Source organism: Staphylococcus sp. NWU MKU2 (genome assembly GCF_033283605.1).
Taxonomy (GTDB): Bacteria; Bacillota; Bacilli; order Staphylococcales; family Staphylococcaceae; genus Staphylococcus; species Staphylococcus haemolyticus.
Genome location: NZ_JAVSMH010000007.1, coordinates 18656 through 31329, shown reverse-complemented (window position 1 = coordinate 31329; position 12674 = coordinate 18656). Strand labels below are relative to the sequence as shown.

The following is a 12674-nucleotide window of genomic DNA, read 5'->3' as shown; positions in this document are numbered from 1 at the left end:
GCATCTATTAATCTCATCATTTTAAATGACAATAATAGATGCGTTTTCTATTTTAGTTTTTAATTTTCCTATAAATAAACCTACCTGTAACACCTACGAAAATCATAATTATAGATGTAATTAAAGCAATATTTATGTTTTTATATTTATCTTTATTTTCCTCTTCTTTACTTTTTTCATTGGTATCTATAATTTTATCATCATCATGGCTCTGTATATCTGCATCCTCTTTTTTATCTCTATCACTTGGCTTTTTCAATTCAGGCATAGATCCGATTTCTCCAGTTATAAGTGCCAATACTTGCTCATCTAAATTTTTATAATACTTTTTCGAATTTAAAGGGTTAAAATATTCAAATCTGAAATAGTTAGAACCTTTTTGTAAATAATCTAAGTATTCATTATTAAATGATTGTTTTCGGAAAAGTCTGTAAAAATCTTGATTCGAGATATACTCATTATTATTTCCCAACCGGTTTACCTGATTAATAATATATGGATTGTATTTATATGAACCAGTTGCTAAACTATTTAATCTATTTAATAGCATTGACTTGCTATAAAAAGGAACTTCACTTCGCATATTGTCATTATTTGAATAAGTTTCAATATGACTTTGTCGATGATTTTGTTGTAAGTTATCGCCATAGTGCCATTGATTAGTATTAGACCCACTCATAATTGATTGATTTTGATTTCTGTTAGAATGAGATGTCGAGTTGCCATTATTCTTATGTGGGGAAATTTGATGAATCATTGAATCAGATACACTGTTGTTGTGATGATTAGAACCAGTTGAATGGTTTCCGTTTGTTGAACCATTATTATTATTAAAAACGGGTTTATTAGGTTTTACTGTATCATTGGTACTTGAGTGACCTGAATGATTGCCTGGATAGTTACTATTATTATTTGAATTGCTATTGGAATTATTTTGCGAACCATTATTTGATTCATTTGATCCAGAATTTGAATGATGATCACCTTGATTCGAACCAGAATTCCCATCATGTTTAGGTGGTTGCTGATGATTGCCACTGTCTCCTGGCTTATTTCCTCCATCATCTTGCTCGCCTGAGTCATTATTCCCTGGACTGTTTCCATTGTCGGGTTTACCTGAATCATTATCTCCTGGTTGTTCTCCGTCATCTGGGTTGCCTGAATCATTGTCTCCTGGTTGCTCTCCGTCATCTGGATTGCTTGATGAATCATTGTCTCCTGGCTTATTTCCTCCATCATCTTGCTCGCCTGAGTCATTATTCCCTGGATTGTTTCCATTGTCGGGTTTACCTGAATCATTATCTCCTGGTTGTTCTCCGTCATCTGGGTTGCCTGAATCATTGTCTCCTGGTTGCTCTCCGTCACCTGGATTGCTTGATGAATCATTGTCTCCTGGTTGTTCTCCGTCATCCGGTTTACTTGAATCATTGTCTCCTGGTTGTTCTCCGTCATCCGGTTTACTTGAATCATTGTCTCCTGGTTGCTCTCCGTCATCTGGATTGCTTGATGAATCATTGTCTCCTGGTTGCTCTCCGTCATCTGGATTGCTTGATGAATCATTATCTCCTGGTTGTTCTCCGTCATCTGGTTTTCCTGAATCATTGTCTCCTGGTTGTTCTCCGTCATCTGGTTTTCCTGAATCATTTTCTCCTGGTTGTTCTCCGTTATCCGGATTGCTTGTATCGTTGTCTCCAGAATTATTTGTGTCATCACCATTATTTAAATCAGTATTACTGCCTGAGTTACTATTATCAGATGAGTCACTTTGATCCACAGTATTATCACTATTTTCATTAGCATCATTCTCGTTATTTGATGATGAATTGCTTTCAACGCTATTTTGATTATTATTATTTTTTCCTAATTCAGTTGAATCTTGGGTATCAGATTGATGATTTTCATTGATGTTATTACTACTATTTTGACGTTCTTGGGTATCCGTATCAGAACTAACATTACTACTATCAACTTCATTCGTAGCTTGTTGATTACTTTCTGCAGCTTTTACGATGCTCTCATGCCCTAGCATAGATGTGCCTATAGCTAAAATGAGACCTGTATGAGCTATTTTCTTTTTCATCAATCTTCCACCTCCTTGTTTTATAACACTTACAGTATAAAGAATATTTACATATAATGCATTGAAATAAGGTTAATGATAAAAAATATTAATATATTTGACATTTTTTGTTAAAAAACATTTTACATATTTAAGTATAATATTTATACTAGAGATATAACTTATATAAACAAAGGAGATTTAACATGGGCTTATTTAGCAAATCAAAAACAAAACCATTTTTACAAGAAATCGAAGATAGACGTACTATCTATAGCACTGAAACAACAATTTCAATTAGTGATAAAGAACTAGAAGATATGATAGAACATATTATTAAATACACACCTTCAGCTTTTAATTCTCAATCTACTAGAATCGTATTGTTATTAAATGACCAACATCACAAATTCTGGGACAATACTAAAACAGTATTAAAAGATGTTATGGGACCTGACCGTGATTTCACTCCAACTGAACAACGTATCGACGGATTTAAACATGCATATGGCACAATTCTTTATTTCGAAGACGAAGATGTTATTAAAGGTTTACAAGAACAAATGCCAAATTATGCTGATAACTTTGCTAATTGGTCAGTTCAAACAAACGCAATGCATCAATTTGCAATTTGGACTGCATTAAGTTCAAAAGGAATTGGCGCTTCATTACAACATTACAATCCTTTAGTAGATCAAATCACTACACAAGAATTTGACATCCCTGCTTCATGGAAACTTGTTGCTCAAATGCCATTTGGTGACATCCGTGAAAAAGCTGGTGAAAAAGATATACAACCAACTAACAATAGATTAATAGTTAAAAAATAATCTACATTAATTGATATCGATTAGATCAACAATTCAAGACTCAGTTTCTCTAGGATTCATTTCTATGTTGAAATTGAGTCCTTTTTATATTTATTTTCAAAAATTAAGCATTTTAATCATGACTTTCAAATTTTGATTTTCTTAATCTATTTTAGTAAATTAGAGATAATCATAGGATGAGGAGATTTTTAAATGAAAATACAATTATTTCAATTTTATGTATCATACGGCAATGTAGAAAAAAATGAAAATAAAATAAAAAATTGGTTCGAAAATAAGTTGGAGGAAGATACAGAGGTTGTTGTTCTTCCTGAAATGTGGAATAACGGATATGCATTAGATGAATTAAATGAGAAAGGAGATAGAGAACTTAGTAGAAGCTTTCCCTTTATTCAATCCTTAGCTAAACAATATAACGTCGATATCGTAGCTGGATCTGTATCAAATATTAGAAATAGCAAAGTTTATAATACTGCATTTACCGTTTCTAAAAACGGACATAGAATAAATAAGTACGATAAAGTTCACTTAGTCCCTATGCTAGATGAGCCGACATATTTAGAAGATGGCAAAGCGGTACCAGAACCATTTCCTCTATCTTCAGGTACTCAAGCTACACAAATTATTTGTTATGATTTAAGATTTCCAGAGTTATTAAGATATCCCGCGCGTAATGGTGCGCAGATAGCTTTTTTTGTAGCTCAATGGCCAACACCTAGATTGAATCACTGGAGAGTCTTACTTCAAGCACGTGCAATTGAAAATGACATGTTTGTTGTTGCTTGTAACGGAACTGGAAATGACGGTAATACTGATTACGCTGGTCATTCAATGATTATCAATCCAAATGGTGATATATTAGCTGAATTAGGCCAGGATGAGGACACAATCGCATTTGATATTGATTTAAATGAGGTTGATGTTCAACGTGAAAATATTCCTGTATTCAAAAATTTAAAACCAAATCTATATAAATAGTTACTAATCTGTATCCAATTTTATGGATACAGTTTTTTTTACAAAAAAAGTCACGAGCTTGGGAGGAACTCGCGACTTTCATATTAAGGGAATGTTTTTACAGTTATTTCAATCTTTTGGGGATGTTATTAATTATGAAAATTTTACGATAGCTTACATCCTGAAAATATTTAACTTCTATATCTTACAATAGCTAAGTTAAACACTTTCCACTGAGTTTAAACTTCAGTAACTTTACTTAGTTCATTAATAAGTTGGGATGGCTTATTAATGAACACGTTTAACTACACGAAGAAAACAAAGTAAGAAACTTCATATAAACAAGAAGTCACTTTAGTAATAATGATCAATGGGACATTACTACTATTGCAATGGTTTCATAACCATTAATAACACTTACAACATATGGTAAAGGATACAATAATTTCGCAACTACAAACAAAATTATTTAACTCAATTACCAAACAATAACTATTAAATTTAAAGACTAAGATTATTAAGTTTTTATCACTTGTAAGTGATATGAGTCTATTTAAACACAACCTATGAATAAATAATTAATTATTTCTTAAATCGCATTTTTTTATACATAACTGTAATATTTTATATGTTAAAATATTACTTGTAATTTCAATATAACAGTTAAGTATTTATTTTGAACAGTTAAGCATAAGTACCCAGACCAATTGCACTAAATTGTATAATTGATATAAGGAGAGTGGCACACCATTGAAAGCAATTGATAATAAGATTGAGCAATTCGCATTATATTTGCAACGCAAAAATAATCTTGATCATATTCAATTTTTGAAAGTAAGATTAGGATTACAAGTTGTTGTAAGCAATCTAGCAAAAACAATTGTGACATATGGTGTTGCACTTATCTTCCATACATTTCTATACACTTTATTTACACATGTTAGTTATTTTTTAGTTAGACGTTATGCACACGGGGCACATGCAAAATCATCATTGCTATGTCATGTTCAAAATTTAGCTTTATTTGTAGCATTACCCTGGTTGCTAGTATATTTTCAAGTGAATCTGGGTATTATGTATTCTGTAGTTGCAATTGGGACTGTTTTAATTATTTACTATGCTCCTTCAGCAACTAAGAAACAACCAATTCCTAGTCACTTAAAAATGAAAAAGAAGTTATTATCAATCATCATAACAATGGTTTTATTAATAATTTCATTTTTAGCACCAGAACCGTTTAAGCAATTAATTTTATTAGGAATTACACTTGAGAGCATTACATTATTACCAATCTTTTTTCCTAGGGAGGATTATTAACTATGACATTATTATTCGATTTGTTTATTAAATTTTTCTCATTTTTATTAGAATCTGTAGGTACATTAGCTTCTTATACTCCATGTGCTACGTACTTTGATGAGCCAGAAGTTCCTGAAGAGTTAACTAACTTAAATAGATAATAAATGTTAGAAAGTGTGAGAGAAGTATGGATGTATTATCAAACGTTCCATTGGCTTTTTTTCAAGGGTTTCTCTTATTTTTAATCGCTAAAATTATTTTAGACATAAGTTATACTAAAAGGGATTATTTAGCCATTCTAGTGGTTATAATCCCTTCAGCCTTTTTATTTATTTACTTGGGCAGTATATCAATTTTATATTTATTAATTGGTTGTGGCTTAATCTTGTATACAAAGGTTAAGCTGTATTCATTGATTGCTGTATTAAGTAGCGCCATTCTTATGTTTTTCGGTAATTTTTTAGGTTTTTTATTTGTGGTTTTAGTTGAAAATCACACTCAAAATTACGTAATAATTTCTTTTTCATACATAGTTATATTTTTTGCTATTTCATTAGTTTTGGCCTTTTCAGTTCAAATTTTATTAAAAAAACTAATGCAATCTTATTTGTCCATCAATAAAACTTATTTAACTATCATTTCATTAGTATTAGTTTTATCTTTTATTATCTTGTATGTTTATTCTCAAATACCTAATATAAATAATTCATCTTTAAAAATGTACGGTTTAATTTTCATTGGAATTATTCTTTTCTTTACTGTTCTAATTATTTTCATATCTAACTATATGATTAAAGAACTTCGTTATAAACGTAACATGGAAGAGATTGAAACATACTATGAATATACGTTACAAATTGAGTCAATTAACAATGAAATGCGTAAGTTTAGACATGATTACGTAAACATCTTAACTACAATGTCAGAATATATTCGTGAAGATGATATGCCTGGATTAAGACAATATTTTAATGAAAATATCGTACCTATGAAAGATAATCTTCAAATGAAGTCTATTAAAATTAATGGAACTGAGAATTTAAAAGTACGTGCGATTAAAGGCTTAGTTACCACTAAAATTCTACAAGCTCAAGAAAAAAACATTCCAATTAGCATAGAAGTACCTGAGTTAGTAGAACATATAGAAATGAACACGATTGATCTTAGTCGTATCATTGGAATTATTACTGATAACGCAATCGAAGCATCTGAAACGCTTGAAGATGCGTTAATACGTATCGCTTTTATTAATACAGATTCTTCCGTCATGTTTATTGTTATGAATAAATGTAAAGAAGATATGCCACGTATTCACGAACTATTTCAAGAGCGCTTTTCAACTAAAGGAGAAAATAGAGGTCTAGGATTAAGTACTCTAAAAGAAATAACTGATTCTACTGAAAATGTATTGCTAGATACCACAATAGAGAATGGCTATTTTATACAAAAAGTAGAAATCATTAACAATTAGTCATAAGGATGTGTAATCATGAAAATATTCATTTGTGAAGATGATGTAAAACAACGCGAAAATATGGTTTCAATTATTAATAATTACATTATGATTGAAGAAAAACCTATGGAGATTGCGCTTGCAACAGACGATCCTTATGAAGTCATTGAAAAATCTAAAGAGATGAATGATGTCGGATGTTACTTTCTAGATATTCAATTAGAGGCTGATATCAACGGTATTAAATTAGGTAGTGAAATTCGTAAGTATGACCCTATTGGAAATATCATATTCGTTACAAGTCATAGTGAGTTAACGTACCTAACCTTTGTTTACAAAGTGTCAGCAATGGATTTTATCTTTAAAGATGATCCAAGCCAATTACAGTCAAGAATTATTGATTGCTTAGAAACTGCACACACTCGATTAAAATTATTATCTAAAGAAAGTACTGTTGAGACGATTGAATTGAAACGAGGAAGTAATTCAATTTATGTTCAATATGATGACGTAATGTTTTTCGAATCATCTACAAAATCACATCGATTAATCGCACATTTAGATAATCGTCAAATTGAGTTCTATGGCAATTTAAAAGAACTTGCACAACTTGATGAGCGGTTCTTTAGATGTCACAACAGCTTCGTTGTTAATAGACATAATATTGAATCCATAGATTCAAAAGAACGTATTGTCAATTTTAAAAACGGTGAGCACTGTTATGCTTCAGTTCGTAATGTCAAAAAAATATAGTTATGTCTATCAAACTTTTTAAATATAAATTTCATTACAGAAGTAAAAATAATTGAGAATATCACGTATAAAAAAGCCAGTAAATGAACTACTAAAATCATTTACTGGTAATTTTTATCATTTATTTAATTCAGTTGTAACATCTTCAATTGTAGGAATACTCTCTATTGCACCATATTAAGTTGTAACCTTTGCGGCCACCATGTTGCTAAATTTGAGAATGTCCTGTCCTTCTTCTTTAAGCAACTTAGTAATATTTAATTCGTCACTCAATAGCATTCTACTTATTGCAGCTCCTATAAATGCATCCCCTGCGCCAGTTGTATCAATTGCTTTCACTTTAAATCCTTCATGGTAAATCTTAGTCCCATCTTTTAAAATGATACTTGCACCTGCAGCACCTTGAGTATATATAACCGCTTCTACAGACCCCTCAAATAATGATTGAATAGCTTTATCTTCATCCGCTTCACCAGTTATAAATTCTAGCTCTTCATCTGAAATTTTAATCACATTAGCTTTCGGTAAAAATTCATGTATTGCTTCTTTACATGCTTCAGCATTTTGCCAAAGAGGTAAACGAACATTAGGATCAAAAACAATGGTTGCATTTGCTGACTTAAATTTATTTACCATAGCTTTGTGAGCTTCTTTCATATTACTTTCAACTAAATCAACAGAACAGAAATGTAATACATCGTTTGGATTAATCGTAATTTCATTTAGATATTCAGCTTTATAAAGCATATCAGCTGAGGGTTTACGATAAAATGAAAAATCTCTTTGTCCATCTTCTTTTAAACTCACAAATGCTAGTGCAGTATTAGCTTCATCTGTTCGCTTTATAAATTGAGTACCTACACCAATATTTTTTAAAGTTTCTACAATAATGTCTCCAAATGCATCATTACCTAATTGAGTGACCATTTCAGTGGAGGCACCCATTTTTCGAGCAACACTCACAACATTAGCTGGTGCACCTCCAACCTGCCTACTAAACTGTTCAACATCTTTAAGTTCAGAGTTCTTAACATTTGGAATAAAATCTATTAATGCTTCACCTATCCCATATAATTTTCTCATTTTTTACTCATCCTTAAGTTCATATTTAGTGAATTTTAAATATACTTGTCCAGTCTCTGTTGAAGTTTCTATACCTGTAGCATTTTCATTTGGAAATATTCTTGATGTTAAAACACGTTCCCCATCATTACAGAATATTTCAATACTAGATGTATCAACAAATATTTGCAAACGTGTGAGAGAAGAATCCAATATCGTACTTCTCGTTAAATCTTGAACATTATCAGGCAATAATCCACTTTCTGAGCGATCTAATGTAATTTTTTGTTCCCTTGTATTGTAAATAATTTTGGTGTTATTTTGTTTTGAGGTACGTAATTCAAAATAAATTTTTGAAGCGTCATTTTCAATAACGTCAATAATTAGTTCATATTGTTTGCCTTCATATGGATGTAATTTTCGGTTAAATTTATTTGCATAACCTAATGCCGTTTCTTTATTTTTACGTAATCTTTCAAGACCTTTAAACGGGCGTTGTCGTAATTGATTATTCTCTATTGTTAGTACTCTAGGTATCGTTAAACAATGTGCCCATCCTTCTTCATCAGTAGGATAATTTATTTCTGGTAAGCCCATCCAACCTATTAAAACTCGATTGCCATTTTCATCTAAAAAAGTTTGGGGTGCGTAAAAATCAAAACCATTATCCAGTTCTACAAATTCACTATGATCAAAGGATAATGAATCAAAATTTAAATCCCCAATTAAATAGCCTGATTGATATATATTTCTATACTGATCCCCTTGTGGTTCTATTCCTTGAGGGCTGAACAGTAAGATATCCTTAGAATCTAATTTAAAATAATCGGGACATTCCCACATATAACCAAAGGTTTTTAATTTAGTATCAATTTCTCCACAATATGACCATTGATTTAGTTGCTTATCATTCGTTTTATATATTAGGCAGCAACCAAGTTCCTCGTTTTTTTGAGCACCTATAATCGCATAATATTCATTATTTAATTCAAAAACTTTAGGATCTCTAAAATGACTTGTATACCCTTCAGGTTGTGAAGGAATTACGGGTTCATCAAATTTAGTAATCTCTCCATTACTTTGAACTTTAGCGATCATCTGACTAGCATATCGGTTCCATTGTTCATCACGATGATTGCCTGTATACATATAATATAAATCTCCATTATGCTCAAAAGCACTACCACTGTAGACACCATGGCTATCATAATATGTATCGGGTTTAATTAGGGTATCTTGTGGTTCAAACGTCACTAAATCATCACTAGTATAATTAAACCAATATTTCAATCCATGCACTGCTCCTAATGGGAACCATTGATGTGAAACATAATATTTGCCGTTATGATAAATTAATCCATTAGGATCATTTAACAAACCAGTTTCAGGTTGAATATGAAATGTTTGACGAAATCTTGACGCTTTAACTTGTTGCTTGAGATTTTCTAAGTACTTTTTATCAACGTCTTCAATACGACGATAACGTTCTTCTCTTGACCATTCAGCCATATTATTCCTCCAAAATAATTTAAATCTAAATTTACTACAATTTTATCATTGATTATGGTATCGGTTCCATAGTTTTAAATATTTTTAAAATTTCTCTATTTCAACAGAAATGACAGTTTTAGATACTGCATTTTTAGAAAAAATTAATTCATTCAATTGGTTCATGGCATATGTGCCAGCTTTAAAATAATTGAATTTAACTGTCGTAATAGCGGGTGTAACAAGTTGTGTCATTGGGTCTCCCCCAAATCCAAAAATTTGATAATTTCTAGTAGCATTGTTTTGTTGAGAATAAAATTTATGAATTGCTAATGCAATAGGATCTGTTGCTCCAATTAACGCATCGATACCACTAGCATTTTTCAACTTCTCAGAAACATCATTTTTTGCCTCTTCATATTTAAAAGAAGTTAAATAAATTTCAGGATAAACATCGTATTTTTTCAAACCATCAATGATACCTTGTTTACGTTTGACTCCTACAGCAACGTCCTCCTCACTTACACCAAAGAATACAACATTTTTATGCTTTTTACGCCCTATCTGTTCCCCTACTATAAAACCTGCTTGATAATCATCATGAATTATACTATGTAAATTGGGATAGGATTGTCCAACCAGAATTACCGGTACATTTAATTTTTCAATTACTTCCAAGTGTTCATCAGTCAATGTAGTAGCCATTAATATGATGCCATCCACTTTACTTCTTGAAAATGTCTCCAAGGCCTCGATTTCAGCACGTATATCTAAACCAGTATAGTTAAGTAATAATTGATATTGATGTTGATGGCATACAGATACAATTCCTTTCACAGTTTCATCAACCGCATGTGAATTCATCCTTGGAATGATAGCACCAATAAGATTCGTATGCTTAGCTCTTAAACTTTGAGCAAACTGATTCGGCTGATAATCATGTTCTTCAATAATTCGACTTAATTTTTCTTTAGTTTGATGGCTTACTGAGCCACCATTTAAAAAGCGGGAGACCGTGCTTTTAGATACTCCCGCTAATTTTGCGATATCTGATATATTTTTCATTAGATTAATCACCTAAATTAGTTTTCATTTAAGAATTATTTTATCACAGAAATAATCTCTCAAAGTAACTTTTTTAATATGTATTAGTCTAATAATATTATCAATATCTCTTATTTAATTTGTTTAGTTCTCCATAAAAATAGGCTTTCTCACCATGAACAAGTTGATCTAAACCTGCTTTATCTTCTTCTTCAGTAGTAGCGATAGGCATTATTTTCTGTAAAATTTTTCCAATAATCCATGTTAAAACAATGGTATAACACAATACCACGATAACAGCTAGTATTTGAATTAAGACTGAGTGTACATCTCCTGTATAGATTAAACCATTTGATACATCATTATTAACATGTTGTGATTGAAAAACACCGGTAAGAATGGCACCAACAATTCCTCCAGCGCCATGGATACCAAATGCGTCAAGTGTATCATTATATTTATACTTCACTTTAATTACATTAATAACAAGATAACAAACGATTCCACCTGCAAATGAAATAATAAAAGCACTGAAATAACTAACGTAGCCTGCTGCCAGTGTAATAGCGACTAACCCTGCCAACACGCCTGATAACAACCCAAGTAAACTTAATTTCTTAGTAATACAGTACTCAACTACTAACCAGCTAAAAGCGCCACCACTTGCAGCAATAATCGTATTTACAAATGATGTTAATGCGACATCATTTAAAGTATATGCACTACCTGTGTTAAATCCATACCAACCTATCCATACTAAAATACCGCCAATTAAAGTGATTAAAAGATTATGTGGCTGTATTTTTTCAATTTTTTTACCATTACCTATCATAATAGCCAAAATTAGTCCTGAGAGTCCAGATGTGATATGTACAACTGTACCACCTGCATAATCAAGAGCACCAAGTTGTTGAATCCAACCTCCGCCCCACACCCAATGAGCAACTGGACTATATATTAAAATCACCCATAAAAAGATAAAGATAATAAATGGAAAGAATTTCATACGTTCAGCGATTGAACCTGAAAGTATTGAAACTGCAATTGTACAAAACATCATTTGGAATAGCATAAATAATGCAAATGGAATATGCGGACTTAATTGATCATTAACTGCAAAGCCAACATGCTGTAGCCCAATTAAATCAAAATTCCCTATCAAAGCATTTCCAGTTCCAAAACTCAATGAAAATCCTAATGCAACCCATGTGAAAGTCACGATAACCATTGCTGCCATACTTTGCATTACTGTATTCAAAACATTCTTTGATTGAACTAGACCACCGTAAAACAAGCTAAGACCTGGTGTCATAATCCATACGAGTAAAGTGCAAAGAAATAAAAAAATTGTGTCATCCATCTTCATAATTACCACTTCCTTTAAAAATATCATAATGATACTAAATTGAAATAGCAAAATTACGTAAGATAAAATGACACAATATGTTACATAATATAACAAAGACACTTTACTTGCCTATTTGTTTTAAGCTTTCTGAATTGTAATTGTCCATGAAGCATCGTCTAATTGTTCATAATTCGTAACTGGATAACCTTGCTCGGCTGCCCAATTAGGAATAGCTTCTGTTGCTTGTGTACAATCAAAATCAATTTTAAGTTCATCACCACTATCTAGTGTTTGCATTTTCTTTTGCGCTTCTATTAATGGGAATGGACAAACCATACCTACAGTACCTAATTCATATAACATTGTATTACCTCCAAATTA

12 protein-coding genes are annotated in these 12674 nt (G+C 31.4%); 6 read left to right on the top strand and 6 right to left on the bottom strand.

Features of this window, described 5'->3' with window-relative positions:
* Positions 1-52 precede the first annotated feature (52 nt).
* The gene (locus SBL15_RS10155; RefSeq protein WP_260678026.1) at positions 53-2080 is read right to left on the bottom strand and encodes an SdrH family protein; all 2028 of its coding nucleotides are present in this window, start codon (positions 2078-2080) and stop codon (positions 53-55) included.
* A gap of 185 nt (positions 2081-2265) precedes the next feature.
* Between SBL15_RS10155 and SBL15_RS10150 the strand changes: the two genes are divergently transcribed.
* The 6 genes from SBL15_RS10150 to agrA all read left to right on the top strand — a co-directional run bounded on the left by SBL15_RS10150 (position 2266) and on the right by agrA (position 7351).
* A complete protein-coding gene (locus tag SBL15_RS10150) occupies positions 2266-2889 on the top strand; it encodes a nitroreductase family protein (protein ID WP_317955907.1) in 624 nt (207 codons plus the stop codon).
* 192 nt (positions 2890-3081) lie between these two features.
* A complete protein-coding gene (locus tag SBL15_RS10145) occupies positions 3082-3867 on the top strand; it encodes a carbon-nitrogen family hydrolase (RefSeq protein ID WP_107611696.1) in 786 nt (261 codons plus the stop codon).
* Between the two features lie 729 nt (positions 3868-4596).
* Positions 4597-5163, top strand: coding sequence for an accessory gene regulator AgrB (locus SBL15_RS10140; RefSeq protein WP_033079903.1), 567 nt, complete (start codon positions 4597-4599; stop codon positions 5161-5163).
* A gap of 2 nt (positions 5164-5165) precedes the next feature.
* Entirely contained in the window at positions 5166-5306 is a 141-nt protein-coding gene (agrD, locus tag SBL15_RS10135; RefSeq protein WP_317955905.1) for a cyclic lactone autoinducer peptide AgrD, read from the top strand.
* A gap of 26 nt (positions 5307-5332) precedes the next feature.
* Positions 5333-6616: a quorum-sensing sensor histidine kinase AgrC gene (agrC, locus tag SBL15_RS10130; RefSeq protein WP_053017475.1), complete on the top strand. Its 1284-nt coding sequence runs from the start codon at positions 5333-5335 to the stop codon at positions 6614-6616.
* A gap of 18 nt (positions 6617-6634) precedes the next feature.
* Complete coding sequence (gene agrA / locus SBL15_RS10125) at positions 6635-7351, top strand: quorum-sensing response regulator AgrA (protein ID WP_037538035.1); 717 nt, start codon at positions 6635-6637, stop codon at positions 7349-7351.
* A 177-nt stretch (positions 7352-7528) separates the two neighbouring features.
* On the opposite strand, the gene SBL15_RS10120 is transcribed toward agrA, so the two are convergent.
* From SBL15_RS10120 to SBL15_RS10100, 5 genes are all read right to left on the bottom strand, one after another.
* Entirely contained in the window at positions 7529-8434 is a 906-nt protein-coding gene (locus SBL15_RS10120; protein WP_107611698.1) for a carbohydrate kinase family protein, read from the bottom strand.
* A 3-nt stretch (positions 8435-8437) separates the two neighbouring features.
* Positions 8438-9922 carry a sucrose-6-phosphate hydrolase gene (locus tag SBL15_RS10115; RefSeq protein WP_107613506.1) on the bottom strand — a complete coding sequence of 495 codons (1485 nt, stop codon included), beginning with the start codon at positions 9920-9922 and terminating at the stop codon, positions 8438-8440.
* Positions 9923-10006: 84 nt separating this feature from the next.
* On the bottom strand, positions 10007-10966 hold the full coding sequence (locus SBL15_RS10110; RefSeq protein ID WP_107611700.1) for a LacI family DNA-binding transcriptional regulator: 960 nt from the start codon (positions 10964-10966) through the stop codon (positions 10007-10009).
* 100 nt (positions 10967-11066) lie between these two features.
* Positions 11067-12311, bottom strand: coding sequence for an ammonium transporter (locus SBL15_RS10105; RefSeq protein ID WP_317955901.1), 1245 nt, complete (start codon positions 12309-12311; stop codon positions 11067-11069).
* Positions 12312-12431: 120 nt separating this feature from the next.
* Positions 12432-12656 carry a sulfurtransferase TusA family protein gene (locus tag SBL15_RS10100; RefSeq protein WP_037538043.1) on the bottom strand — a complete coding sequence of 75 codons (225 nt, stop codon included), beginning with the start codon at positions 12654-12656 and terminating at the stop codon, positions 12432-12434.
* Positions 12657-12674: the final 18 nt, after the last annotated feature.